The organism is Micromonospora globbae (genome assembly GCF_036184225.1).
GTDB lineage: Bacteria > Actinomycetota > Actinomycetes > Mycobacteriales > Micromonosporaceae > Micromonospora > Micromonospora globbae.
Map to the genome: position 1 here is coordinate 5,012,771 of NZ_CP108084.1, position 25,270 is coordinate 5,038,040.

The 25,270-nt window shown below is 74.4% G+C and carries 20 protein-coding genes and 1 pseudogene; 7 read left to right on the forward strand and 14 right to left on the reverse strand.

Annotated elements, in window-relative coordinates:
* Nucleotides 1-348 precede the first annotated feature (348 nt).
* Nucleotides 349-1,557 (forward strand): amino acid deaminase/aldolase, encoded by a 1,209-nt coding sequence (locus tag OG994_RS22620; protein WP_328850904.1) that lies wholly within the window; start codon nt 349-351, stop codon nt 1,555-1,557.
* Nucleotides 1,558-1,853: 296 nt separating this feature from the next.
* Here the strand turns inward: OG994_RS22620 and OG994_RS22625 are convergent, their stop codons facing one another.
* Nucleotides 1,854-2,429, reverse strand: a complete 576-nt coding sequence (locus OG994_RS22625) for a TetR family transcriptional regulator (RefSeq protein WP_120327925.1) — start codon at nt 2,427-2,429, stop codon at nt 1,854-1,856.
* A gap of 224 nt (nt 2,430-2,653) precedes the next feature.
* Here OG994_RS22625 and OG994_RS22630 point away from each other — a divergent pair, with 224 nt between their 5' ends.
* The 4 genes from OG994_RS22630 to OG994_RS22645 all read left to right on the forward strand — a co-directional run bounded on the left by OG994_RS22630 (nt 2,654) and on the right by OG994_RS22645 (nt 7,328).
* Nucleotides 2,654-3,970: a D-arabinono-1,4-lactone oxidase gene (locus tag OG994_RS22630; RefSeq protein ID WP_328850905.1), complete on the forward strand. Its 1,317-nt coding sequence runs from the start codon at nt 2,654-2,656 to the stop codon at nt 3,968-3,970.
* Between the two features lie 223 nt (nt 3,971-4,193).
* Nucleotides 4,194-5,090 (forward strand): ABC transporter ATP-binding protein, encoded by an 897-nt coding sequence (locus OG994_RS22635; RefSeq protein ID WP_328850906.1) that lies wholly within the window; start codon nt 4,194-4,196, stop codon nt 5,088-5,090.
* On the forward strand, nt 5,087-6,718 hold the full coding sequence (locus tag OG994_RS22640) for an ABC transporter permease (RefSeq protein ID WP_328850907.1): 1,632 nt from the start codon (nt 5,087-5,089) through the stop codon (nt 6,716-6,718). Before OG994_RS22635 ends, OG994_RS22640 begins: the two co-directional genes overlap by 4 nt.
* 121 nt (nt 6,719-6,839) lie before the next feature.
* Nucleotides 6,840-7,328 carry a GbsR/MarR family transcriptional regulator gene (locus OG994_RS22645; RefSeq protein ID WP_120327928.1) on the forward strand — a complete coding sequence of 163 codons (489 nt, stop codon included), beginning with the start codon at nt 6,840-6,842 and terminating at the stop codon, nt 7,326-7,328.
* 122 nt (nt 7,329-7,450) lie between these two features.
* Here OG994_RS22645 and topA read toward each other — a convergent pair whose 3' ends face one another.
* From topA to OG994_RS22675, 6 genes are all read right to left on the reverse strand, one after another.
* On the reverse strand, nt 7,451-10,276 hold the full coding sequence (topA, locus tag OG994_RS22650; protein ID WP_120327929.1) for a type I DNA topoisomerase: 2,826 nt from the start codon (nt 10,274-10,276) through the stop codon (nt 7,451-7,453).
* 415 nt (nt 10,277-10,691) lie between these two features.
* Nucleotides 10,692-11,402 carry a hypothetical protein gene (locus OG994_RS22655; RefSeq protein WP_396843832.1) on the reverse strand — a complete coding sequence of 237 codons (711 nt, stop codon included), beginning with the start codon at nt 11,400-11,402 and terminating at the stop codon, nt 10,692-10,694.
* Nucleotides 11,399-11,941 (reverse strand): hypothetical protein, encoded by a 543-nt coding sequence (locus tag OG994_RS22660; RefSeq protein ID WP_120327931.1) that lies wholly within the window; start codon nt 11,939-11,941, stop codon nt 11,399-11,401. Before OG994_RS22660 ends, OG994_RS22655 begins: the two co-directional genes overlap by 4 nt.
* A 102-nt stretch (nt 11,942-12,043) precedes the next feature.
* The gene (locus OG994_RS22665) at nt 12,044-14,404 is read right to left on the reverse strand and encodes a sodium-translocating pyrophosphatase (protein ID WP_120327932.1); all 2,361 of its coding nucleotides are present in this window, start codon (nt 14,402-14,404) and stop codon (nt 12,044-12,046) included.
* Between the two features lie 313 nt (nt 14,405-14,717).
* A complete protein-coding gene (locus OG994_RS22670) occupies nt 14,718-15,155 on the reverse strand; it encodes an ATP-binding protein (RefSeq protein ID WP_120327933.1) in 438 nt (145 codons plus the stop codon).
* Nucleotides 15,152-15,508, reverse strand: coding sequence for an STAS domain-containing protein (locus OG994_RS22675; RefSeq protein ID WP_120327934.1), 357 nt, complete (start codon nt 15,506-15,508; stop codon nt 15,152-15,154). Before OG994_RS22675 ends, OG994_RS22670 begins: the two co-directional genes overlap by 4 nt.
* Before the next feature lie 137 nt (nt 15,509-15,645).
* On the opposite strand from OG994_RS22675, the gene OG994_RS22680 reads away from it, so the two are divergent.
* On the forward strand, nt 15,646-18,087 hold the full coding sequence (locus OG994_RS22680) for a DEAD/DEAH box helicase (protein WP_407942544.1): 2,442 nt from the start codon (nt 15,646-15,648) through the stop codon (nt 18,085-18,087).
* 212 nt (nt 18,088-18,299) lie between these two features.
* Nucleotides 18,300-18,878: an LURP-one-related/scramblase family protein gene (locus OG994_RS22685; protein WP_328850909.1), complete on the forward strand. Its 579-nt coding sequence runs from the start codon at nt 18,300-18,302 to the stop codon at nt 18,876-18,878.
* A 359-nt stretch (nt 18,879-19,237) separates the two neighbouring features.
* On the opposite strand, the gene OG994_RS22690 is transcribed toward OG994_RS22685, so the two are convergent.
* The 7 genes and pseudogenes from OG994_RS22690 to ssd all read right to left on the reverse strand — a co-directional run bounded on the left by OG994_RS22690 (nt 19,238) and on the right by ssd (nt 25,060).
* Complete coding sequence (locus OG994_RS22690) at nt 19,238-19,615, reverse strand: Rv3654c family TadE-like protein (protein ID WP_120327936.1); 378 nt, start codon at nt 19,613-19,615, stop codon at nt 19,238-19,240.
* A gap of 155 nt (nt 19,616-19,770) precedes the next feature.
* A complete protein-coding gene (locus OG994_RS22695) occupies nt 19,771-20,139 on the reverse strand; it encodes a TadE family type IV pilus minor pilin (protein WP_328850910.1) in 369 nt (122 codons plus the stop codon).
* Complete coding sequence (locus OG994_RS22700; RefSeq protein ID WP_357452539.1) at nt 20,136-20,303, reverse strand: DUF4244 domain-containing protein; 168 nt, start codon at nt 20,301-20,303, stop codon at nt 20,136-20,138. Before OG994_RS22700 ends, OG994_RS22695 begins: the two co-directional genes overlap by 4 nt.
* 26 nt (nt 20,304-20,329) lie before the next feature.
* A complete protein-coding gene (locus tag OG994_RS22705; protein ID WP_240032880.1) occupies nt 20,330-20,929 on the reverse strand; it encodes a type II secretion system F family protein in 600 nt (199 codons plus the stop codon).
* Nucleotides 20,930-21,207: 278 nt separating this feature from the next.
* Nucleotides 21,208-22,017, reverse strand: a pseudogene (locus tag OG994_RS22710) (type II secretion system F family protein); the annotation flags it as partial.
* 749 nt (nt 22,018-22,766) lie between these two features.
* Nucleotides 22,767-23,963 carry a TadA family conjugal transfer-associated ATPase gene (locus OG994_RS22715; RefSeq protein WP_328850911.1) on the reverse strand — a complete coding sequence of 399 codons (1,197 nt, stop codon included), beginning with the start codon at nt 23,961-23,963 and terminating at the stop codon, nt 22,767-22,769.
* The gene (gene ssd / locus OG994_RS22720; protein WP_328850912.1) at nt 23,960-25,060 is read right to left on the reverse strand and encodes a septum site-determining protein Ssd; all 1,101 of its coding nucleotides are present in this window, start codon (nt 25,058-25,060) and stop codon (nt 23,960-23,962) included. Before ssd ends, OG994_RS22715 begins: the two co-directional genes overlap by 4 nt.
* Between the last annotated feature and the right edge of the window lie 210 nt (nt 25,061-25,270).

The window sequence follows — 25,270 nt, forward strand, 5'->3', positions numbered from 1 at the left end:
GCCGGACCGGTCGGTCTGGGGTGCGGGGGGCGACTGGCTCGCCGCGCCGCCGATCTGCCCCGCGGCGCTGCCGATCGGGGCGCTCTCCGGACGGCCGGCAGGACCGTCGGGCTGGTTACCGGACGGCGACACGCCGGACGACTCGCCGTTGTTCTGGCTTTCGATGGCCGTACCTCCACGTGCCGGCCCATCGCTGGGCATCCCCGGTGGAACACTCTAGTCCCGGTGGGCCGCGGCCCCACCGGGACATTCTCCTGCTCGCCGAGCCTAGGCCGCCGGGACCACCCGCCGCAGCCGGGCATACGCGAGGGTGTTTCGCATTGACCGCCCGACAGTTAGCGTGCACACGTGGCCATCGACAGTGACGAACTTCGCGGACGCCTGGACCGGGCGACCGCACACCTCGACCCGCCCTACGCCGTGGTCGACCTCACGGCCTTCGACGCCAACGCGCTCGCGCTGGCGGGCCTCGCCTCCGGCAAGCCGGTCCGGCTGGCCAGCAAGTCGGTCCGCAGCCGGGAGCTGATCGGCCGGGCGTTGCGCCGGCCCGGTTGGCGGGGTGTCATGGCATTCACCCTGCCCGAGGCGATCTGGCTGGTCCGGGCGGGGGTCTCCGACGACGTGCTGGTGGCCTACCCCACGGCGCACCGCGCCGCGCTCGCCGAGCTCACCTCGGACGCCGAACTCGCGGCGGCCGTCACGCTGATGGTCGACGGTACCGACCAACTCGATCTCGTCGACGCCGTACGCGGCCCCGACCGCCGCCCCGAGCTGCGGGTCTGCCTCGACCTGGACGCCTCCTGGCGGCCCCTCGGCGGACGGGTGCACGTCGGGGTGCGCCGCTCACCGGTGCACAGCGCCGCCGCGGCCGGCGCGCTCGCCGCCACCGTGGCCGGGCGCGCCGGCTTCCGGCTGGTCGGCCTCATGGCGTACGAGGCACAGATCGCCGGCCTCGGCGACGCGCCCCCGGGGCAGGCGGTGGTCGGAACGGCCATCCGGCTCGCCCAGCGTGGCTCGTACCGCGAACTGCTGAGCCGGCGCAGCGCCGCGGTGGCCGCCGTACGCGAGCACGCCGACCTGGAGTTCGTCAACGGCGGCGGCACCGGCAGCGTGGCGGCGACCAGCGCCGATCCCGCGGTCACCGAGGTCACCGCGGGATCGGGCCTGTACGGGCCGACGCTCTTCGACGCGTACCGCGCCTGGCGCCCCACCCCGGCGGCCTACTTCGCGTGCGCGGTCGTCCGCCGGCCGGCGCCCGGCCTGGCCACCGTGCTCGGCGGCGGCTGGATCGCCTCCGGCCCGGCGGCGGCCAGCCGGTTGCCCCGGCCGGTCCTGCCGGCGGGGCTGAAGCTGCTCGGCGCCGAGGGCGCCGGCGAGGTGCAGACCCCGCTCGCCGGCCCGGCGGCGGCCACCCTCCGGGTCGGTGACCGGGTGTGGTTCCGCCACGCCAAGGCCGGCGAGCTCTGCGAGCACGTCAACGAGCTGCACCTGGTCGAGGGGGACACGGTCGTGGCGACCGTGCCGACCTACCGGGGCGAAGGCCACGCCTTCCTCTGACCGCCCGGTGCCGGCCGGACGCGGCCCCCGAGGGCGGCGTCACCCCGGTCGCACCCCGGGCCGTCGTCCGCACCGTCACCCCGTCGCACCCGGGGGCCGTCCGTCCGTACCGTGGCCCGGTCGCACCCGGACCCGTCCTCACACCGTGGCCCGGTCGCACCCCGGACCCCTCGTCACGTCGTCGCCCGGTCGCACCCCGGACCTTGCGTCACCCGGTCGCACCCCGGGCCCTGCCCTCGCCCGGTCGCACCCCGGGCCTCGCCGCCACCCGCGCACCTGGGTCGGCGGCGACTGGTTCAGCCGGCTCGGCCGGCGTCGGTCGTGGCGTCCACCTGGCGGTGCAGGTACTCCCGGATGAGCGACTTCGCCTCGGCCAGCACCCGCTCGTCACCCTCGGGCTGCCGGCGGAACGCCAGCTTGATGAGCGCGTCGGCCGTCTCCACGGCGACCTCCAGGTGGAAACGGAGTTCGGGGACACCGGTCAGCCCGAAGCGCTCGGTGAGCACGCGGGCCAGCTGGTCCGCGATCACCCCGTTGTTGTCCCTCTGCTCATCGAGCAGGTGTAGGTCGACCACGTCGCCGAAGTGCAGGGTACGGAATCCGGGGACGGTGCGGTGCATCGTGATGTACTCGTCGATGGCCGCGTCGACGCCGTCCCACCAGTGGGTCAGGTCGTCCGAGGCGAACCGTTCGTCGAGCCGCTGGAGGTAGGACTCCATCGTGCGCAGCGTCAGCGCCTGCACGATCGCCCGCTTGTCCGGGAAGAACTGGTAGACCGAGCCGATGGCGACCTCGGCCCGCTCGGCGAGCAGGGTCGTCGTCAGCCCCTCGTACCCCACTTCGTCAACGAGTTCGGCGCAGGCGTCCAGCATCCGCTGGACCCGAGCGACACTTCGACCCTGCACCGGTACGCGGCGCAGTGGCCCGGTCGTGGCGGCTGGTGTGGACACTCGGCGCCACCCCCCTTCGACGGTGAACATATCTGCACGTCACTGTTCAGTGACTACCGGTCTAACGAATGGGACTCAGTCGCGGTATTTACCAGCGACAACGTTCTTGATATGAAGTCAGTTCATATTCATGTCGAGGAGTGCGCATGGCCGGCGGCACCGCAACGTCCAGCGTCCCGTGGTCGAACTGGGCCGGTAACCAGCGGGGCACCTCCACCATCCTGCGCCCCGGCACCACCGCCGAGGTCGTCGAGGCGGTCCGGGTCGCGCGGGCCGCCGGTGGCCGGATCCGGGCGGTCGGCAGCGGACACTCCTTCACCCCGGTCGCCCTCGCCGACGACCGGCGGATGGAGCTGGCGGCGCTGGACACCGGCGTACGGGTCGACACGGAGCGCCGGCTCGTCACGGTACCCGCGGGGATGACGCTGAGCGCGCTCAACGACCTGCTCGCGCGGCACGGCCTCGCCCTGCCCAACCTCGGCGACATCGACGCGCAGACGGTCGCGGGCGCCATCTCGACGGGCACCCACGGCACCGGCGCCGGGTACGGCTGCCTGGCCACCTTCGTGGAGGCGCTCACCCTCGTCACCGGCACCGGCGAGGTGCTGCGCTGCTCGGCCGAGGAGCATCCCGACGTCCTCGCCGCCGCCCGGGTGTCCCTCGGGGCGCTCGGTGTCGTCGTCGAGGTGACGTTGCGCTGCGTGGACGCGTTCGTGCTGCACGCGCACGAGCGTCCGGCACCGCTCGACGACGTGCTGGCCGCACTGCCGGACCTGGTCGCCGGGCACGACCACGTCGAGTTCTACTGGTTCCCCTACACGACACGGGTGCAGGTCAAGACCAACGACCGCGTGGCCGCCGACGACCGGCCGCTGCCCCGCTGGCGCGGCTGGCTCGACGACGAGTTCCTGTCCAACACCGTCTTCGCGGGGGCGTGCCGGGTCGGCCGCGCCGTGCCGGCCCTCGCCCCGACGATCAGCGCGATCTCGGCGCGGGCGCTCACCGAGCGCCGGTACACGGGCCGCTCCGACCGGGTCTTCTGCACCCCGCGCCGCGTCCGGTTCGTCGAGATGGAGTACGGGATGCCGCGCGAGGCGCTCGGCGAGGCGCTCGGCGCGCTCCAGCGGATCGTGGCGGAGCTGCCCTTCAAGGTGCTCTTCCCCGTGGAGATCCGCTTCACGGCCGCCGACGACATCTGGTTGTCGCACGGCTACGGCCGGGACTCGGCGTACGTGGCCATCCACCAGTACGTCGGCATGCCGTACGAGCCGTACTTCACGGCCTTCGAACGGGTCGCCGCCGGCCTGGGCGGTCGGCCGCACTGGGGCAAACTGCACTGGCGCGACGCGGCGTCGCTCGCCCCCGCGTACCCCCGCTGGGCCGACTTCCGGGCGGTGCGCGACCGCCTCGACCCCGACCGCGTCTTCACGAGCCCCCACCTGACCCGCGTCCTCGGCGACTGACCGTCCGCGCGGCCGGCCCGGCCACGCAGATCCGGTCGCCACGATCACACCCCGACACGGAAGTAGTGGCCTCCCGATCCTCGGAAGGCCACTACTTCACCCATCCAGCGCGATCATCAGCCCAGCGACGGCTCGCGCGGCGGAGTCTCTCCCCCGATTTTTAACGCGTTTTATACGCTTCAGACGTTTCACGATTTTGTGAAACCGGCGTAGCGTTCGGGGCATGACTGCTATCTCCGTCTCCGCGCTGGTGAAGACCTTCGGCAGGGTTCGCGCACTCGATGGACTGGATCTGCACGTCGACGTCGGCGAGGTGCACGGTTTCCTGGGCCCCAACGGCTCCGGGAAGTCCACCACCATCCGGGTCCTGCTGGGGTTGCTGCGGGCGGACGCCGGGTCGGTCAGCCTGCTCGGCGGCCACCCCTGGCGGGACGCCGTGGACCTGCACCGGCGCCTGGCGTACGTGCCGGGCGACGTGAACCTGTGGCCGAACCTGACCGGCGGTGAGGCGATCGACCTGTTCGGGTCGCTCCGGGGCGGCCTGGACCGGCGCCGCCGGGACGACCTGATCCAGCGGTTCCAGCTCGATCCCTCGAAGCGGGCGCGCACGTACTCCAAGGGGAACCGGCAGAAGGTCGCGATCGTCGCCGCCTTCGCCTCCGACGTGGAGCTGTACATCCTCGACGAGCCGACCTCCGGGCTCGACCCGCTCATGGAGGCGGCCTTCCAGGAGTGCGTACGCGAGGTGAAGAGCCAGGGCCGCACGGTCCTGCTCTCCAGCCACATCTTCTCGGAGGTGGAGGCGCTGTGCGACCGGGTGAGCATCATCCGGCAGGGCCGGACGGTGGAGAGCGGCACCCTCACCGAGCTGCGGCACCTGACCCGCACCTCGGTCTCGGTGGACACCGCGCGTCCCATCACCGGGCTGGCGGAGCTGCCCGGCGTGTACGACGCCGTCGTGTCCACCACCCACGCGACGTTCGCCGTGGACACGGCCGACCTGAACCGGGTGCTGGAGTACCTGACCCGCTTCGACGTACGCGCCCTCGCCAGCGCCCCGCCGTCGCTGGAGGAACTCTTCCTGCGCCACTACGGCGACGAGCTGGTGGGTGTCCGGTGAGCACCGCCTACACGGGCACCGGCCGGCTCGCCCGCCTCGCGCTGCGGCGCGACCGCGTACAGCTGCCGGTCTGGATCCTGAGCACCGTCGCGCTCGGCGCGTTCGCCGGCTCGGCGACCGACTCGCAGTACCCCACCGAGGCCGACCGCCTGGCCGTCCTGCGCGTGGCCGTCGAGACGCCCGGACTGCTGATGTTCCGGGCCGCGCCCACCGGCACCAGCGACGGCCAGATGACCGCCTTCGGGATCCTGGCGTTCCTGGCCCTGATGGCGGGCTTCATGAGCACCCTCGCCGTCGTCCGGCACACCCGTCAGAACGAGGAGACCGGGCGCGCCGAGATGATCGGCGCGACGGCCGTCGGCCGGCACGCGAACCTGAGCGCCGCCCTGGCGGTCGTGGTCGGCGCCAACGTCGTGCTCGCCGCGCTGATCGGGCTCGCCTTCACGGGCAACGGCCTGCCAGCGGCCGGTTCCTTCGCGGCCGGTGCCGGGGTCGGTGCCGCCGGCATCGCCTTCGCCGCCATCGCGGCCGTCGCGGCGCAGCTGACCCAGGGAGCGCGGGCCGCCAACGGGATCGCCGCCACGGTGGTCGGCGTCGCCTACCTGCTCCGCGGCCTCGCCGACGTCTTCGGCGAGGTCCAGCCGGACGGTTACACCATGACCAGCGCCTGGCCCTCCTGGCTCTCCCCGATCGGCTGGACGATGCAGATGCGGCCCTTCGCGGGCGACCGGTGGTGGGTCCTCGTGCTCCCGGTCGCGCTCTTCGCGGTCCTGACGGCCGCGTCCTTCGCCCTGACCGCGCGGCGGGACGTGGGCATGGGCCTGCTCGCGGACCGCCCCGGACCGGCCCGCGCGTCCGCCGCGCTGCTCAGCCCGCTCGGACTGGCCTGGCGGCTGCAACGCGGCACGGTGCTCGGCTGGACCGTCACGATCACGGCGTTCGGGCTGCTCGTCGGCTCGATCGCCAACGCCGTCGCCGACGAGCTGGCGACGAACGAGAACGTCACGGGGAGGCTCGACGACCTCGCCGGTGGCGGGGGGCACGCGGTGATGGACACGTTCTTCGCCGCGATGCTGACGACCATCGGTGTGCTGGTCGCCGGGTACCTGGTCCAGACGCTGCTGCGGGCCCGGGCCGAGGAGTCGAGCGGGCGGGCCGAGGCGGTGCTCGCCACCGCGACCGGCCGGCTGGCCTGGTTGGGCGGGCACCTCGTGGTCGCCACGGCGGGCGCCGTGGCCATGCTCGGGCTCGCGGCGGTCTCGATCGGCCTGGTGTACGGCGCGAGCGCGGGCGATCCCGCCGCCCAGGTCCGGCACCTGGCCGGCACGGCGTACCTCCAGCTGCCGGCGGTGCTGATCCTCGCCGGCCTCGCCGTGGCGCTCTTCGGGCTCGTGCCGCGGCTGTCGGTCGGGCTGGCCTGGTCCGGCTTCGTCCTCAGCTTCGTCCTCGGCCCGTACGGGTCGCTGCTCGGCGTGCCCGAGGCGGTCCGGGACGTCTCGCCGTTCAGTCACGTCCCGGCGGTGCCGGCCGACGCCACGCTGGCCCCGATGGCGGTGATGTCCGTCCTCGCGCTCGCACTCGGCGCCACGGGGCTGACCCTCTTCCGCCGACGTAACCTCGCGTCATGATCCAAGCACCCCTGTCCGCGGCGCGGCCGGCTCGCCGGCCGCGCCGTCGGGTCGGCGGGCGGTGGGACGCCGCACCGGGCGATCGTTACAGGGACTTCAGAACGTGGTGAAAGATAGGACGATGCAGCCGCCAGGTCACCGCGACGAGGAAGCCGTACGCCGCTTCATCGAGCACTTCGCTCTCACGTTCAGCGACATGGGCGTACCGAGGATGCCCTCCCGGGTGCTCGCGGCGCTGCTGGTCGCCGAGGACACCGGGATGACCGCGGCGCAGATCAGCGAGCGCCTCGGGGTCAGCCCGGCGGCCGTCTCCGGCGCGGTGCGCTACCTGATCCACGTCGGCATGGCGGTACGCGAGCCCGCGCCCGGCTCCCGCCGGGACCTCTACAAGGCGGCCGAGTCCCGCACGTACACCGCGATGATCCGCAGCGGGATCTACACGAGGTTCGCCGACGTCGTGCACGAGGGCGTGGTGGCCGTCGGCGACGAGACGTCGCAGGCCGGCGCGCGCCTCGCCGAGCTGCGGGACTTCTTCCTCTTCGTCCAGGAGGAGATGAGCGCCGCCGCGGACCGCTGGGAGAAGATGCGCCAGGAGCGGCACGGCGGCTGACCGCCCCGGGGGCGTCCCGGACAGCCCCGGGCGGAGCGCGTGCCGGGCGGTGCGCGTCCCGGACAGCCCCGGCGGAGCGCGTCCTGGACGGTGCCGGGCGGTGCGCGCCCCGCCGTGGCGTCCTACTCGGTAGCGGTCGTGGCCTTCCGGGGCGCCGCCTTCTTGGCAGGCGCGGCCTTGGCCGTCGTGGCCTTCCGCGTCCCCGTCGACTTGGTCGCCGCCGCGGTCTTCTTCGCCGCCGTCGACTTCGCCGCGGTCTTCTTGGCCGGCGCCTTCTTGGCCGCCGCCTTCTTGCGCGGCGCCGGACCCTTGGCCCGCTTCTCGGCGAGCATCTCGGAGGCCTCCTCGATGGTCAGCGCCTCCGGGGTCTGGCCCCGCCGCAGCGACGCGTTGGTCTCCCCGTCGGTGACGTACGGGCCGAAGCGGCCGTCCTTGATGACCAGGGGCTTCTCCGTCAGCGGGTCGACGCCCAGCTCCCGCAGCGGCGGCGCGGCGGCCCGCCGCTGGCGGGTCTTCGGAGCGGCCAGCAGCGCCAGCGCCTCGTCCAGCGTGACGGTGAACATCTTCTCTTCCGAGTCCAGCGAGCGGAACTCGTCACCGCGCTTGACGTACGGGCCGTAGCGGCCGTTGTTGGCGACCACCTCGTTGCCCTCGGGATCGGTGCCGATCAGGCGGGGCAGGCTGAGCAGCTGCAACGCCTGGTCGAGGGTGAGCGTGTCGGGCGACTGCGAGCGCAGCAGCGAGGAGCGCCGCTCGCCGCTGGACACGTACGGGCCGAACCGGCCGGACTTGAGCAGGATCGGCTCGCCCGTGGCCGGGTCGTCGCCGAGCTTGCGCTCGCCGCCCCCGCCGAGGAACAGCTCGTGCACCTTCTCCGGGGTCAGCTCGTCCGGCGCCAGGCCCTCGGGGATCGGCGCGCGGTCGCCGTGGGCGCCGCCCTCCTCGCCCTCGGCCGGGGGCGCGGCCTCCTCGCCCGGTACCCGCCGTTCCAGGTACGGGCCGTACCGGCCGACCCGGACCACCACCTCCCGACCCTCGTCGTCGGTGAAGAGCGGGATCGAGTTGACGCTGCGCGCGTCGATCTCGCTGAGGTTCTCGGTGACCAGCTTCTTCAGGCCGCCGGCGTGGGCGATGGCCTGGTCGCCGGTGCCGTTCGTGCTGCCGAAGTAGAAGGAGGTGAGGAAGTCGACGGCCGCGTGGTCGCCGCCGGCGATCTCGTCCAGCTCGTTCTCCATGCTGGCCGTGAAGTCGTAGTCGATGAGGCGCGGGTAGTGCCGCTCCATCAGCCCGATCACGGCGAACGCCAGGAAGGACGGGATCATCGCCTGGCCGCGCTTGAAGACGTAGCCGCGGTCCTGGATGGTCTGCATGATCGACGCGTACGTCGACGGGCGGCCGATGCCCAGCTCCTCCAGCGCCTTGACCAGCGACGCCTCGGTGTAGCGGGCCGGCGGCTGGGTGTGGTGCCCCTGCGCGGCCAGCTCCTCGGCGGTCAGCGGCTGGTCCTTCACGAGCGTGGGCAGCCGCCGCTCGGCGTCCTCGGCCTCGGCGTTCTCGTCGTCGCTCGACTCGACGTACGCCCGCAGGAAGCCCGGGTCGGTGATCGTCTTGCCGGTGGCGCCGAAGTCGACCTCCTCGCCCGTGGAGGAGAGCGCACGGATGCGCACCGACACGCTGGAGCCCACCGCGTCGGTCATCTGCGAGGCGATGGTGCGCCGCCAGATCAGCTCGTAGAGCTTGAACTCCTCGGCCGACAGCTCCTTGGCCACGTCACCGGGGGTACGGAAGTTGTCCCCCGCCGGGCGGATCGCCTCGTGCGCCTCCTGCGCGTTCTTCACCTTGCCGGTGTAGCGGCGCGGCTCCGGCGGCACGCTGCGCTCGCCGTACAGCTCGACGATCTGCCGGCGGGCCGCCGCGATGGCGGTCTCCGACAGGTTCACCGAGTCGGTACGCATGTAGGTGATGTAGCCGTTCTCGTAGAGCCGCTGCGCCGTGCGCATCGTCTGCTGCGACGAGAACCGCAGCTTGCGGGCCGCCTCCTGCTGGAGCGTGGAGGTGATGAACGGCGCGTACGGGCGACGGCGGTAGGGCTTCTCCTCGACGCGCGTGACGGTGAAGGGACGGCCGTCCAGGCGGGCGGCCAGCCCCCGGGCGCCGCTCTCGTCCAGGTGCACCACACCGGCGCCGGGCCGCACCCGGCCGGTGGTCGGCTCGAAGTCCTTGCCGGTGGCGATCCGGTCGCCGTTCAGGGCGATCAGGGTGGCGTTGAAGGTACGCGGGCCCTCGCCGGCGTTCTGGACGGCCAGCGTGGCGAGGATGTCCCAGTACTCGGCGGTGCGGAAGGCCATCCGCTGGCGCTCCCGCTCGACGACGATCCGGGTCGCCACCGACTGCACCCGGCCCGCCGAGAGCTTCGGCATGACCTTCTTCCACAGCACCGGGGAGACCTCGTAGCCGTACAGCCGGTCGAGGATGCGCCGTGCCTCCTGCGCGTCGACCAGGTCGCGGTCGATCTCGCGCGGGTTGGCCACGGCCGCCTGGATGGCCGGCTTGGTGATCTCGTGGAAGACCATCCGCTTGACCGGCACCTTGGGCTTGAGCGTCTCCACGAGGTGCCAGGCGATGGCCTCGCCCTCGCGGTCCTCGTCCGTCGCCAGGAGGATCTCGTCGACCTCCTTGGCGAGCTTGCTCAGCTTGCTGATCTGCTGCTTCCGGTCCGGAGAGACCACGTAGAGGGCGTGGAAGCCGTTGTCGACGTCCACCCCGAGCCGCGCCCACGGCTCACCCTTGTACTTGGCCGGTACGTCGGCGGCGTTGCGCGGAAGGTCCCGGACGTGGCCGAAGCTCGCCTCCACGACGTACCCCGGGCCCAGGTAGCCCGAGATCGTCTTGGCCTTCGCCGGTGACTCGACGATGACCAGACGGGTGGTTCCCGCGTTGCTCGGCACGTCTCTCCCTGACCTCACTCCTGCTCGTGACCGCTCGGTACCCGTTTCCGGCCGTGTTCGACCCGCCCGGACCCCGGCGGCCCGGATGTCCAACGTAACGCGCCGTCCGCGTTTCGGGTTTCGCGGGCGGCAAACCGCCCCGGCAGGGGTGGATCTGCCGGACGGCGCCACCGTACACCGTGGGTAGGCCCCCGAGCGGGCCACTGTGATGATGGCGGACCCTCGGCCGAGGTCCCGACTGCCCGTTTTCCGCCGGTATCGTCCCGCCCGATGTCCGCGACCGGACAGCAGGTTTCCCCGGGTCACCGCCAGGGCAGCCGTCGGTGTCGGGCCCGCCTGCCGCGCCGGTCGGGCGCGTCACGGCCAGGCCGGCGGTCCGCCGGGCGCGTCACGGCCAGGCCGGCGGCCGGGCGCGTCACGGCCAGGCCGGCGGTGGCGCGGCGGCCGGGCGGTCGCCCACCAGCTCGGCGAGCCGGCGCAGCCGGCGGCGCCCGGTGATCCGGTACGCCGGCCCGCCGGCGTCCGGTCCGACGAGGTCACCGGCGAGGCCGACCGCGGCCAGCGCCCGGCCGACCGGCTCCCAGCAGTGGTGATCGGCGGCACCGAGCCGCAGCAGGAACCCGGGCGGCTCGGCGACCCCAGCGGCGGCCAGCCAGAGCCGCAGCCGCCGGCCGGTGAGGTGGAAGCCGGCCGGCGGCCGCTTGGCCACCCCGTCCAGCCAGGCCACCGCGAGGGGCTTCAACGTCCGGGTGTACGACGTGCGCACCGCGTGCCGCTCGTCGTCGGTGGGCTCCCAGGTCGCCGACAGCCCCCGCTGACCCAGCTCGGACACGAGGACGTGCACCCGCCAGGCGGCGTCCACCACGACCGAGAGCCGCGCCGTGCCGCCCATGCGGACCACCTCGGCGGGGCCGGCGAGCAGCCCCGCGAGATCGGCCACGGACGGGTCGGCCGTCTCGGCGCCGAAGAAGACGAGTTGCCGTCCGGCCTCCTCCGGCTCCTCCGCGCGGACGGCGGCGGCCGGTCCCCGGGCGGATCGCGTCACGACGTCCGGCGGGGCGGTGTCGGGCACCGGGAAGAGCGCCGGGAGCGGGTCCGCCCCCGACGGTCCGTCGAGCCCGTTCAGTGGCACTCCGGCACCTCGTCGAAGGCCCGTTTCAGCTCCTCCGAGTTGAGCCGGCTGGTGTCCAGCCCGCTGGCGTCGTACTCCTTGTTCAGCGCCTCCACGGCGGCCCGGACACCGTCGTAGAACTCGGTGGGCTCGCCGGTGTCCAGCCCGTCGATGGCGTCGCCCGCGCGACCGTACGCGTCGCGCATCTTCGCCAGCGTGCTGCGGAAACCCGCCGAGATCTCCTCGCCGTGCTCGGTCTCCGGCACTCCGGCCTCCTCGACCTTGCGCCGGGCCGTCTCGCTGGCCTGCTCGGCGCCCTCGAAGAGACGCACCAGGTTCTCCTTGGCCTGCGCGGGAGTGGTCTGCGCGGTCATCTGCTGGTCGGTGCTGCTGGTCAGCCTGCTGATCTCCGACCGCCACGGTGCGAGCGCCGAGCAGACCGAGGCCGCCCAGGCACGGGGACTGGGCCCGCCGCCACAGCCGGCGACGACCAGGGTGAGCGTGGCCAGGACCACCGTGAGCTTTCCGACGGCAGTCGCCCGGCACGTACGCATGCGTTGCAGCGTACGACCTTCACCGGACGCCGGCACCGCTCAGGTTTGCGCGGAGGCCCCGGCCGGCGACGGACGCCAGCCGGGGCCCCGGTGCGGTACGGGTCAGGCCGGAACGGTCTCCGGCCGCTGGTCGGCGCTGCCCGAGCCGGTGCCGTCGCCGGCGTCCGAGTCGGACATCGCCACGCCCTTGCGCTTGCTGAACACCACGGCCGCGACGACGACCAGCGCGGCCACCACCGCGATGGTGACCCGCAGGCCGGTGTTCTTGTCGGTGCCCACGCTCCACGCCACCACGGCCGGCGCGATCAGCAGCGAGACCAGGTTCATCACCTTGATCAGCGGGTTGATCGCCGGGCCGGCGGTGTCCTTGAACGGGTCGCCGACGGTGTCGCCGATGACGGTCGCGGCGTGCGACTCGGAGCCCTTGCCGCCGTACGCGCCGTCCTCGACCAGCTTCTTGGCGTTGTCCCAGGCGCCACCGGAGTTGGCGAGGAACACGGCCATCAGGGTGCCGGCCCCGATCGCGCCGGCCAGGTACGCGGCGAGCGCGCCCGGGCCGAGGCCGAAGCCGACCGCGATCGGCGCCATGATGGCCAGCAGGCCGGGGGTCATCAGCTCGCGCTGCGCGTCCCGGGTGCAGATGTCCACGACCTTGCCGTACTCGGGCCGCTGGGTGCGGTCCATGATGCCGGGCAGCTCGCGGAACTGCCGCCGGACCTCCATCACCACGGCGCCCGCCGAACGGGAGACCGCGTTGATGGCCAGCCCGGAGAAGAGGAAGACCACCGCCGCGCCGACGATCAGGCCGACGAGGTTCCGCGGGTTGGCCACGTTGAGCGAGTTCAGGATCTCGGTGCCGACGTCGCCGACGCCCGCGTCCGCGTACGCCGTGCGCAGCGTGTCGGTGTACGACCCGAACAGCGCCGTCGCGGCGAGGACCGCCGTGGCGATCGCGATGCCCTTGGTGATCGCCTTGGTGGTGTTGCCCACCGCGTCCAGCTCGGTGAGCGTGCGCGCGCCGTGCTCGTCGATGTCGCCGGACATCTCGGCCACGCCCTGGGCGTTGTCGGAGATCGGGCCGAACGTGTCCATGGCGACGATCACGCCGACCGTGGTGAGCAGACCCGTGCCGGCCAGCGCGACCGCGAAGAGCGAGAGCGTGATGGAGCTGCCGCCCAGCAGGAACGCGCCGAACACGCCGGCGCCGATCAGCAGCGCCGAGTAGACGGCCGACTCGAGACCGACGCTGATGCCGGCGAGGATGACCGTGGCCGGACCGGTCTGCGAGCTCTTGCCGATGTCCTGCACCGGGCGCCGGTTGGTCTCGGTGAAGTAGCCGGTCAGCGCCTGGATCGCGGCGGCCAGCACGATGCCGATGACCACGGCGCCGATCGCCACCACGCGCGGGTTCTCGCTGACGCCCATCAGCCCGCCCTCCAGCTCGGCGAAGCTCGCCGGCAGGTACGCGTACGTGGCGATGGCCACCAGCACCGCGGAGACCAGCGCCGAGGCGTAGAAGGCCCGGTTGATGGCGGTCAGGCCGGAACGGTCGCTGGCCCGCAGCCGGGTGATGAAGACGCCGAGGATCGCGATGACCGCGCCGATGCCGGAGACGATCAGCGGGAAGACGAGGCCCTCCTCGCCGAACGCGGCCCGGCCGAGGATCAGCGCGGCGACCAGGGTCACGGCGTACGACTCGAAGAGGTCGGCCGCCATGCCGGCGCAGTCACCGACGTTGTCGCCCACGTTGTCGGCGATGGTGGCGGCGTTGCGGGGGTCGTCCTCGGGGATGCCCTGCTCGACCTTGCCGACCAGGTCGGCGCCGACGTCGGCCGCCTTCGTGAAGATGCCGCCGCCGACCCGCATGAACATGGCCAGCAGCGCGGCGCCGAAGCCGAAGCCCTCCAGCACGGTGGGGGCGTCGCCGCGGAACATCAGCACGACCAGCGCCGCGCCGAAGAGGCCGAGGCCGACGGTGAGGAAGCCGACCACGCCGCCCGTACGGAAGGCGATCTTCATGGCCGACTCCCGGCCACCCTCCCGCTCGCGGGCGGCGGCCGCCACCCGCAGGTTGGCCCGGGTCGCCAGCCACATGCCGGCGCCGCCGATGAACGCGCTGAACAGCGCGCCCACCACGAAGAACGCCGACCGGCCGATCTTCACGGCGGTCTCGCTGCCGTCGGTGTCGTGCACCGGGAGCAGGAAGAGCAGTACCACGGCGATGACGACGAAGATCGCCAGGGTGCGGAACTGCCGGAGCAGGTAGGCCGAGGCGCCCTCCTGGACGGCCCCGGAGATCTCCTGCATGTTGGTGGTGCCCTTGCCGGCCGCCAGGACCGCCCTGGTCAGGGCGGCGGCGAAGACGAGCGCCACCAGCGCGATCACCGCGGCGATGACGACGTACGTGACATTGGCTCCGGTAAGGGAAAGCCCGCCGCCCTCGGCGGCCAAGGTCTCGGACATCTGTGTCCTCCTGTACCGAACACGCCCCGGCCGGTGGAGACGCACCGGCCGGCGCCTGGATGCGGACTCGCAAGCGCCCGCCGAGCCCACCCCAGCGGACCAGCGATGAACACCCGTCCCCGCTGGCTGCGGGATGGATCACTTGCTGACAACCCGGGTACTGTAGCCCTCCGCAGTGTCCGAGGTCACACCGAGGGTGCACCCCACCTCGATGATCTTCGTCGCTGTGTTATGAGGGAAAATCTGATATAGGAACGGGTCCATGCCAAAAGGCCGCGTTCCAGCGGGAACGCGGCCTGTGTGGATCCAGGAGTCAGCGGCCGACCGGCCAGACCATCCGCACCTCGGTGCCGATGCCCTCGTCGACGGGGCGGACCTGGAGGTCCTCCACGAACCCGGCGAGGAGCGCGAAGCCCACCCCGGTGGTGAGCGCCTCGTCCGTGAGCGACTCGTTGGCCAGCTCGTCGGGGGGAAGGGCGGCGAGGCCGACGCTCGCCTCGACGGGGGCCCGGTCGACGACCCGGACGGTGTACTGGCCCGCGTCGGACATCTCCACGAGCACCGGGTCGGACAACCCGTACTGGCGGTGCAGGGCGACGGCCCGGGTGCACGCCTCGCCGATCGCCAGGCGTACCTCGTCGAGCAGGTCCTCGCGGACCCCGGCCCGCCGAGCGACCGCGACGCCGACCAGGCGCGCGGTACGCACGTGCACCGGCGCCGGGGAGAAGGAGAGCTTGACCGTCGCCATCACGCGCCGGCACCGGCCGGGTCCGCGCCGACCGCCGCGTCGACCGTGGGATGCAGCGGGAACACCTGGTCGAGCGCGGTGATCCGGAAGATCTTGAGCAGTGGCTCCTTGTCGCAGACCAGGGCGAACGAGCCGCCCGCCGAGCGCAGCCGCTTCAACGCGCCGACCAGCACACCGAGCCCGGTCGAGTCGAGGAAGTCGACCCGGCCGAGATCCACCACCACGTGCCGGGCGCCACCGTCGATCAGTTCGAGGAGCCGCTCGCGCAACCGGGGTGCGGTGTAGACGTCCACCTCACCGCCGACCTCGAGCACCGTGTGCTCCCCCACGGCGCGGGTCGCCAGCGACAGCTCCATCGGTCCTCCTCGCAAGAGCCGTAAACTCTCCTCGGCATCTAACCACTACCGCCGAACGACGCAGTGGTCACCGGCGCAGCCCCCATACCCCGGGCCCCGGCTTTTCATCTCCGAACACCAGTGCGAGAGTGCAGTACGTGACTTACGACGGCCCCGGACCGGCGCGCCTGGCGCCGCGCCACGACCTGGAACCGTCGTCCGCCGCCACCGTATCCGCCGGCGCCGTTCCCGCCCACCTGCCGGCCGGCCCCGGGCACTCGCCCGCCGACCTGCTGGCCCGGCTGCGCGCCCGCGCCGACGCCGACCCGGTCACCCACGTCGAGCGGGTGCCCGCCCGGGCGGGGCTGCCGGTGCCGTGGCCGGAATGGGTCCCCGAGGAGCTGCGCGCGGCGTTCGCCCGGCGCGGGGTGGTCGCGCCGTGGCGGCACCAGGCCGAGGCGGCCAGCCTGGCGTACGACGGCCAGCACGTGGTGGTGGCCACCGGCACCGCGTCCGGCAAGTCCCTCGCGTACCAGCTGCCCGCGCTCGCGACCCTGCTCGCCGACCCGCGGGCCACCGTGCTCTACGTGGCGCCCACGAAGGCGCTCGCCGCCGACCAGTTGCGCGCCGTCGCCGAGCTGGAGCTGGAGGGCGTACGCCCCGCCTGCTACGACGGGGACACCCCGCGCGCCGAGCGGGAGTGGATCCGTCGGCACTCCCGGTTCGTGCTGACCAACCCGGACATGCTGCACCACGGCATCCTGCCCGGGCACGCCCAGTGGTCGGGCTTCCTGCGCCGGCTCGCGTACGTGGTGGTCGACGAGTGCCACACCTACCGGGGCGTGTTCGGCTCGCACGTCGCCCACGTGCTGCGCCGGCTCCGCAGACTCAGCGGATCCGCGGGCCGCGCCTCCTCGCCCGCCGGCTCGCGCGACACACCCGTCTTCGTGCTGGCCTCCGCCACCTCGGGCGACCCGGCCACGTCGGCCGGACGGCTCACCGGGCTGCCGGTGGCCGCCGTGACCGAGGACACCTCCCCCCGGGGTGGTGTCACCTTCGCGCTGTGGGAGCCGCCGCTGCTCCCCTCGGCCGACACCTCGGCCGAGACCGCCGACCTCGCGCCGGTCCGCCGGTCCGCGCTGCGGGAGACCTCGGACCTGCTCGCCGACACAGTCGCCGCGGGCGTACGCACGCTCGCGTTCGTCCGGTCCCGCAAGGGCGCCGAGGTGGTGGCCGCGAACGCCCGGCGCGCGCTGGACGAGGCGGTGCCCGGGCTCGGCGACCGGGTGGCCGCCTACCGCGCCGGCTACCTGCGTGAGGAGCGGCGCGAACTGGAACGGGCGCTGCTGGACGGGGACCTGCTCGGGCTGGCCTCGACCAACGCACTGGAGCTGGGCGTCGACCTGGTGGGGCTGGACGCGGTGCTGATCTGCGGCTACCCCGGCACCCGGGCCTCGCTGTGGCAGCAGGCCGGCCGGGCGGGCCGCTCCGGGCAGGAGGCGCTGGCCGTCCTGGTGGCCCGGGACGACCCGCTCGACACCTACCTCGTGCACCATCCCGAGGCGGTCTTCGGGCGGCCGGTCGAGGCCACCGTGCTCGACCCGGCCAACCCGTACGTCCTCGCGCCCCAACTGGCGTGCGCCGCGGCCGAGGCGCCGCTCACCCCCGCCGACCTGGCGCTCTTCGGCGACGGGGCGAAGGAGGCCGTCGACGACCTGGTGGCGGCCGGCGCGCTGCGGCGACGGCCCACCGGCTGGTACTGGCGGCACCGGGAACGGCCCGAGGTGGACCTGCGGGGCGAGGGCGGCGCGCCGGTGTGCGTGGTGGAGGCGTCCACCGGCCGGCTGCTCGGCACGGTCGACGGTGGCTCGTCGCACTTCCTGCTCCACCCCGGCGCCGTCTACCTGCACCAGGGTGTGTCGTACGTGGTCGACGAGCTGGACCTGGCCGACGGGTGCGCGCTGGTGCACGCCGAGGAGCCGGACTGGACCACGCACGCCCGGGACGTCACCGACGTCTCCGTGGTGTCGGTGCGCTCGTACGTCGACGCCGGGCCGGTCGGGATGTTCCTCGGCGAGGTGGACGTCACGAGCCAGGTGGTCTCCTACCAGCGGCGGCGGATCGCGTCCGGCGAGGTGATCGACACCCGCCCGCTGGACCTGCCGGCCCGGGAACTGCGCACGGTCGCCGTCTGGTTCACCCTGTCGCCGGAGTCGCTGGCGGCGGCCGGTGTCGAGCCGGCCGACGTGCCGGGGGCGCTGCACGCCGCCGAGCACGCGGCGATCGGGCTGCTGCCGCTGATCGCCACCTGCGACCGCTGGGACATCGGCGGGCTCTCCACCGCCGTGCACCCGGACACCGAGGCGCCGACCGTGTTCGTCTACGACGGACACCCGGGCGGGGCGGGCTTCGCCGAGCGCGCGTACGGCACGGCGGCCACCTGGCTGCGGGCGACCCGGGACGCGATCGCCGAGTGCGCGTGCGAGGCCGGCTGCCCGTCCTGCGTGCAGTCGCCGAAGTGCGGCAACGGCAACAACCCGCTGTCGAAGGCGGACGCGATCCGGGTGCTGGACGTGGTGCTGGCCAACCTGCCGTCCTGACTGCCCGCGCCCCGTGCGCGGGCTGCCCTCTGGCGCCCTGTGTTCCTGGCGCCGGTGTCTGCGCGGGACCGGCAGGCCCTGGTACGAACACGTCGCTCCCGGGGCGCTTGATGTCATCGCCGTCCACAAGGGGGCGGATCGGGTGAACGGGTGGGCAGGCGGGGACGAGCGTGATGTGCAACACTCCGGCGACGTTTACGGAGGAGAACACGATGCAGCTCGACATGTTGCAGGCCCAGCAGCGGTTCCACATCCGCCAGCGGGTGCGGCTGATGGTCAACCAGTACGAGGTCCACGCGGTGGCGCCCGACGGCACCGAGGGTGAACTGCTGGCCTTCGCGCAGCAGAAGCGCCTCGCCTTCAAGGAGCAGGTGACCCTCTACACCGACGACACCAAGCAGCAGCCGGTCCTCGGCTTCCGGGCCCGTCAGGTCCTCGACCTCGGGGCCACGTACGACGTGACCGACGCCGCCGGCAACCCGATCGGCCTGTTCCGCAAGGACTTCGCCCAGTCCCTGCTCCGTTCCACCTGGCACGTCGAGCAGGCCGGCCTGCCGCAGATCACCGGTCGGGAGCGCAGCCTGCCCGTGGCGTTGCTGCGGCGGTTCGTCGACTCGCTCTCCTGGCTGCCGTACCACTTCGACTTCACCGCGGGCGGCCAGCCCGTCTTCTCGGTGGTGAAGAAGTGGGGCCTGCGCGACCGGTACGTCGTCGAGATCCAGCACCCGCAGATCGACCGCCGGCTCGTCATCGCGATGGCCGTGGCGCTGGACGCCCTCCAGGCCCGCTGAGCCGCCGGCCGGGACGCCGACGACGATCCGGCGTCCCGGCCCGCGTCCGCCCGTTGCGTGGGCAACCGGCCTCGGTCAGCGCCGGGCTGGTGGCGTCGGCTCACCGGCCGCGCCGGGGTCACCGGCGGTGCCGACGGCCGGTGCGCCCGCCGCGCGAAGGATTGGCCGGCAGCGCCCAGCGGGTCAGAACGGCCGGTACTGCCCGGCCGGTCGGAATGGGCTGTACTGCCCGGCCGGTCGGGATGGCCGGTGCTGGCCCGGTGGGTCGAAGCGGCGACCAGCACCCACGGCCGGTCGGAACAACCGGCGTTCCGAGGGTGCCGGACGGCGGCAGCGGACCGTTGGCGACCGGCCCTCCGTCAGCCGCGCACCGGGCCCGCCCGGGCGGTGGCCGTCGCGACACGGGTCAGGCCCGGGAGCGGGCTGACCGCGACCTCGGCGGTGACCACCACGTCGAGCCCGTCGAGCCGGCACGCCACCAGCCGCCCTCCGTTGCGCGCCGCGAGGTCGGTCGCCGTCGCGCAGGCGACCGGTTCACCATCGAGCGTCCTCGCCGCGCCGGCTAGTGCCCCGAGGTCCGCGGCCACCGCCGCCTGCTGCCGCGCCATCCGGGCGGCGCCGACCGTCGCGCCGAACACCCCGACCACCACGAACACCAACCCGACGGCGAGCAGGCACACGGTGGCGCCGCCCCGGTCGGGACCGTCCCGGACGGTCGGCGCCGACCGCAACGCCATGGGCTCGTGGCGCCCCCTGCGTGCGGCCACCTCGCCCGGCATTACACCGGCCCACCGCCAGGGTCGGCGCCCGTGTCCGACCACGTCACCCGGCTCCACGGCGACGCGCCGGCACCGCAGACCGCTCACGACGGCTCGCCGGCACCGCAGACCGCTCACGACGGCTCGCCGGGGACGCCGGGCTCGACGGCGGCGACCGCCGTGGCCACCACGGTGATCCGGGGAAGCCGGGTGCCGAGCGCCCGGACGGGCGCCCGTACCGTCACCTGCACCCGCTCGCCGCCCACAGCGACGGTGACGTCGGCGCCCGGCGGGGCGGCGCGGGCTCCGGCGGACGGACCGTCCTCGCCCCGGGAGGCCGCCAACGCCGCCTCCCGCGCCGCGTGCAGGCAGGTCGCCCGGGTGCTGACGGCGTCGACCGCGGTCAGTCCGGCGAGCAGGAGCAGCAGCAGCGCCGGCAGGCCGGCCGCCAGCTCGGCCGTGAACGAGCCGCGGTCGCGGCCGGCCAGCCGGCGCCTGATCACTTGAGCGCCCGGTCGATGACGGCGGTCAGCGCGGACTGGACGTTCCCGGACGTCAGCACCTTCAGCAGAATGCCCGCGAAGGCGACCGCCGCGAGCGTGCCGACGGCGTACTCGGCCGTGTTCATCCCGGCGTCCCCGTGCAGGCGGGCGAGCAGTTTGCGCACGTCACGTACCCCTTTCTCGATGGGTGTCACAGCACGTCGCCGAGGACGGCGACGATCACCGGCACGAGGCCGGCGAGAATGAAGGCCGGCAGGAAGCAGAGCCCCAGCGGCAGGACGATGAGGACGCCAGCCCGGCGGGCCGACGCCTCGGCCGCGGTGGCCCGGTCCGCCCGCAGGTCGTCGGCGAGCCTGGTGAACGCACCGGCCAGTGCGGCACCGCTGTTCGACGACCGGTACGCGGCCGAGGCCAGCCGCTCCGCCCCCGGTACGCCGTCGAGCGCCGACCACGCCTCCTCCGGGCCGCCACCGAGTTGCAGCGTGCGGCCGACCCGCCCGAGCCGGACGGCGAGCGGGCCGTCGAGCGCCTCGGCGACGGCCAGCACCGAGCGGTCCACCGGTGCGCCCGCCCGCATGGCCGCGGCCAGCAGGTCGGCGGCGAGCGGCAGGTCGGCCGCCTCCTGGAGCCGCCGGGCGCGGACCGCGGGCGACTCGATCCGCCGGAGCAGCCGATCGAGCAGCACCGCACCGGGCACCGCGCCGAGCAGGCCGAGCCAGCCGCCCACGATCACGGCCACCGCAAGCCCGCCCAGCGCCGCGGCGAGTCGGATCCGGTCCGGCCGCCACAGGGACGTCCCCCGGCCGGCCGAGGCGTCGTCGCCCCACGGGTGGCCGTCGCCCGCCGGGACCGCCGCGCTGGACAGCGGGCCGGCCGCAGCGGCCGTGGTACCGGCGGATGCCGCACCGCCGGATCGCCCCGGACCGCCGCCACCGAACCCGCCACGGGACGTGCCGCGCCCGCTGCCGTCCCCCAGGGCGCGCAGGCGGCGCAGCGGGCGCCGCCCCGTCGCGCCGACCACGAGTGCCGCCGCCACCAGACAGCCCGCGGCCAGCGTCGCCCGCGACATCAGGCGGCCCGCCCCGGCGCACCGAGCCGTTCGGCCCAGAACAGCCCTGCCGCTTGGAGGGCGACCGCCAGCACCGTGCACATCGCGCCGACCGGGGTGTGCAGGAGCACCTGCACCGGGTCCACTCCGATGCCGTAGCCGAGCCCGATGCCGCCCAGCGGCAGGGCGGCCAGCAGCCAGGCGGTGGCTCGCGCGCCGGCCGCCTGGGCCGCCGCGGCGGCGAGCCCACGGTCGGTCGACCGGGCATCGGCCTCGATCCGCTCCAGGAGATCGGCGAGGGGTGCGCCGGTGCGGTCGGCGAGGCGTACGGCGGCCGACGCGAGCCGGTCGAGCCGGTCGGATGTGCCGTCCTCCTGCGGCTCGGTCATCGCGCCGCCCGGTCCCGTCGGTGGCGCGTCCGCCCCGGCCGACGTTCTCAGGGGCGCCGGTCCGGCGGACGTCATGAGGTCGGTCAGCATGGTCGCCGGCAACCCCGCGCGCAGATCAGCGGCGAGGCCGCACAGGGCGTCCAGCCGCTGCCGCCGGGTCTGCTCGGCCCGCCGGGTCGTCTGCCAACCGATCGCCGCGCGGACGCCGATCGCGCCGTACGCCGCGAGAGCGACGGCGGCGACCGGCCCGGCGAGCAGGCCGCCCGCCCCGGCGCCGGCCAGAGCCGCGAGGATCAGGGCACGTCGCGGTGCACGGACCACGAGGTTCGCCCACCGGGTGCGGGCTCCTGCCTGGGGCGCGGCGAGAGGCCATCGGCGGCCGACGGCCGCACCGGCCGACGGCATACCGCCCAGCCCCGCCGGACCCCGACTGTCCCGGCGCCCCGGTGGTCGGGCCGCACCGGAGGGACGACCGGGCCCCGGCCGGCGGTGAGACGGGTACGGCGTCCCCGGCCGGGTGACGTGTGCGGCTCGGGAACCGGTGCCTCCGCCGGGGACGGCCGCCCGGGGATCCGGGATGGACACCGCTCGACCCGGAGGCGCTGCCAGCGGCGGTGCGGCCGCCGGCGCCGGGAGTGCGCTCCCCGGGGCCGGCGGCGCTCCGGCCGGCGCGGTCGTGACTCGTGTCGAGTGGACCTCGGTCCGCTCGCTCACCGCCGGTGCCCCGATCACCGGAGCCCCACCACGGTGCCGGCCGGACATCAACGCCGCGTTGGCGTCCCGTCCCGACGACGAGGCATCGGGATCCCGGCCCGACGGCCTGCCGCGGTCCCGGCCGGACAACGACCCGCCGCGATCCCTCCCCGACGGCACACCGACATCCCGGCCCGACGACGACCCGCCGGGACCGCGCCCCGAGTGCGCACCGATGTCGCGGCCCGACGACGACCCACTGGCGTCCCGGCCGAAGGGCGACTCACCGGCATCCCGCCCGGACAGCGGACCGCGCGGGCCGTCGAGCGTCCGCCCCAACTCGGCGATCCAGCCGACCAGGGGATCCTCGGCCGCCCGACGGGCACCACCCGCCGCACCCGCCACCGCGCGGCGTCGCGCCCGAGCGCCGCGCAGCGGCCCGGCGACGAGCACAGCCGCCGCGAGCAGCACCGCCGCGGCGGACCACACCACGGTGCTCATGCCGGACCCGCCGATCCGTGGAGGATCGGTGGCACCGGCACGCCCCGCTCACGCAGGAGGGTGGCGAGCGTCGGGGCCGCCGGGCCGGGCCCCGGCCCGCGTGTCCAGGCGGGCACCACGGTCACGAGCCGGTCCGGCCCTTCGGGCAGCAGCAGACAGACCGATTCCAGCACCCGGCCGCGGTCGCTCCGGCGTACCTGCAGGAGCACCTGGAGCGCGGCGGCCACCTGGGCGTGCAACGCGGCGCGCGGCAGGCCGCCGAGCATCCCCAACGCCTCCAGGCGCGCCGGTACGTCGGACGGCGTGTTCGCGTGCAGGGTCCCCGCGCCGCCGTCGTGGCCGGTGTTCAGCGCGGCGAGGAGGTCCACGACCTCCCCGCCGCGGCACTCCCCGACGACCAGGCGGTCCGGTCGCATCCGCAGCGCCTGTCGGACCAGGTCCGACAGCCCGACCACGCCCGACCCCTCGACGTTGGCCGTCCGCGCCTGGAGCCCCACCACGTGCGGGTGGGTCGGTTGCAGCTCGGCGGCGTCCTCCACGAGCACGATGCGCTCGGTCGCCGGCACCAGGCCGAGCAGCGTGTTGAGCAGGGTCGTCTTGCCTGACCCCGTACCGCCGGTGACCAGGTACGCGAGCCGGGCGGCCACGACGGCGGCGAGCAGGGATGCGACCGGACGGGGCACCGTGCCCTGCCGGACCAGTTCGTCCAGCGTGAACGGTCGTTGGCGGAACGTCCGCAGCGACAGGTACGGTCCGTCGGTCGCCACGGGCGGCAGCACGGCGTGCAGCCGTGTGCCGTCGGCGAGCCGCGCGTCGGCGTACGGGGAAGCGTCGTCGAGCCGCCGCCCGGCGCTCGCCGTCAGCCGCTGCGCCAACCGCCGTACGTCGTCGACCGACCCCACCGGCACCGCCACCTGGTGCAGGCCCTCGCCGCGGTCGACCCAGACGCGCGTGCCGTTGACCAGCACGTCCGTCACCCGCGGATCGGCCAGCAAGGGGGCGAGCGGGCCGGCGCCGACCAGGTCGTCACGGACCTGGTCGGCCATCCGGAGCACGGTGGTGTCGCCGAGGATCGCGGCGGTGGACTCGGCGCGTACGGCCGAGACGATCGCGGCCGGTGTGACCGGTGCCGCCGTGGCCGCGATCCGCTGCCGCACCCGCGCGGAGAGACCGTCGTCCCGCGGCCCGGTCATGCCGCACCCGCCGTGGCCGTGCCCGTCAGCTCGGCGACGATCCGCTGGCACAGGGTGGCCAGCGGACCGCGACCGGTGGCCGTGGGGGCCTCGCCCCGCTCGAGACCCCGGGTGATCGCCGGCTCCGGCCGGAGCGTGCCGGCCAGCGGCAGATTCAGCGCACGCGCCACCTCGTCCGCGCGGAGCCGTCCGGGCGCCGGCCCGCGGACGATGACCGAGAGGTCGGCGCAGTGCGGTGCCGCGGACGCCGCCACCCGCGCCGCCGCGGCGGTGGCGCGCAGCTCCGCGGGCACGACCACGTACGCCCGGTCGGCGGCCTGGAGCGCGACGACGGCGGCGTCGTCGAGCTGTCGGGGCAGGTCGACCGCCACGAAGTCCCGGCCCCGCCGTGCGGCGTCCAGGGTGGCCGCCATCGCGGGGGCCGGGAGCGGGAGCAGGTCGCCCCGGTCCCAGGAGAGGAGTACGAGGTCACCCTCGCGGGGCAGGGACCGGACGAGTGCGGGTGCGTCCACCCGGCCGTCGGCGCCCGTGAGCGCCGGCCAGCGGAAACCGTCCATCTGCTCCCAGCCGAGGACGAGGTCGAGCCCGCCGCCGAGCGGGTCGGCGTCCACGAGCAGGGTGCGCAGCCGGGCACGGGCCGCGGTGACCGCGAGCCCGCCGGCCAGGATGCTCGCCCCCGCGCCGCCCCGGCCGCCGATCACGGCGACGATCCGGGCGGCCGCCACCGGGCGGTCGGTGCCGTGCTCCGCGAAGCGGTCGACCAGCCACGGCTCGGCCGCGGGCAGGATGGCCACGTGCTCGGCGCCGATCAGCTCGGCGATCTGCCAGCCGGGATCGAGCTGCCCGGTCTGGCCGACCAGCACGAGTCGGGGCCGGTGCGGCAGCCGTGCCCGCAGGCAGGGTTGGGCCTGGTCGACGCCGACCAGGACGAGCGGCGCGGGCAGCCAGCGGGTGCGGGCGGCCGCCGGGTCGGAAGCGAGCTCCACCTCGGTGCCGCCGGCGGCGGCGAGCCGGAGCAGGTCATCGAGGAGGTCACCGTCGCCGGTGACGACGAGCGGTCGCCGGCCGGGTGACGGGGCAGACGTACGGGGTGGCATCGCGGCCTCCAGCGGTCAGGGCTCGAAGGTGCTGAGCCAGACCCTGCTCGCGATGCACGCCGCCGGCCGTCCCGCCGACATGATCTGTGGACAACTCCGCCGGCTGTGGACAACGCCCGCCGCGGCGGTCGATCTGCTATGGCAGCGATACCGGCGAGACCCCCGGCGGCGGCGCCCCGCCAGGTGGATCGCCGCGGTCTGCGCTGGAAA

Excerpts from the sequence above, each read along its gene's own strand:
- OG994_RS22625 (WP_120327925.1), bottom strand. The coding sequence starts at position 2,429 with ATGCTGGACGCCTGCGCCGAACTCGTTGACGAAGTGGGGTACGAGGGG.
- OG994_RS22630 (WP_328850905.1), top strand. The coding sequence starts at position 2,654 with ATGGCCGGCGGCACCGCAACGTCCAGCGTCCCGTGGTCGAACTGGGCC.
- OG994_RS22635 (WP_328850906.1), top strand. The coding sequence starts at position 4,194 with ATGACTGCTATCTCCGTCTCCGCGCTGGTGAAGACCTTCGGCAGGGTT.
- OG994_RS22645 (WP_120327928.1), top strand. The coding sequence starts at position 6,840 with ATGCAGCCGCCAGGTCACCGCGACGAGGAAGCCGTACGCCGCTTCATC.
- OG994_RS22660 (WP_120327931.1), bottom strand. The coding sequence starts at position 11,941 with ATGCGTACGTGCCGGGCGACTGCCGTCGGAAAGCTCACGGTGGTCCTG.
- OG994_RS22665 (WP_120327932.1), bottom strand. The coding sequence starts at position 14,404 with ATGTCCGAGACCTTGGCCGCCGAGGGCGGCGGGCTTTCCCTTACCGGA.
- OG994_RS22675 (WP_120327934.1), bottom strand. The coding sequence starts at position 15,508 with ATGGAGCTGTCGCTGGCGACCCGCGCCGTGGGGGAGCACACGGTGCTC.
- OG994_RS22685 (WP_328850909.1), top strand. The coding sequence starts at position 18,300 with ATGCAGCTCGACATGTTGCAGGCCCAGCAGCGGTTCCACATCCGCCAG.
- OG994_RS22690 (WP_120327936.1), bottom strand. The coding sequence starts at position 19,615 with ATGGCGTTGCGGTCGGCGCCGACCGTCCGGGACGGTCCCGACCGGGGC.
- OG994_RS22715 (WP_328850911.1), bottom strand. The coding sequence starts at position 23,963 with ATGACCGGGCCGCGGGACGACGGTCTCTCCGCGCGGGTGCGGCAGCGG.
- ssd (WP_328850912.1), bottom strand. The coding sequence starts at position 25,060 with ATGCCACCCCGTACGTCTGCCCCGTCACCCGGCCGGCGACCGCTCGTC.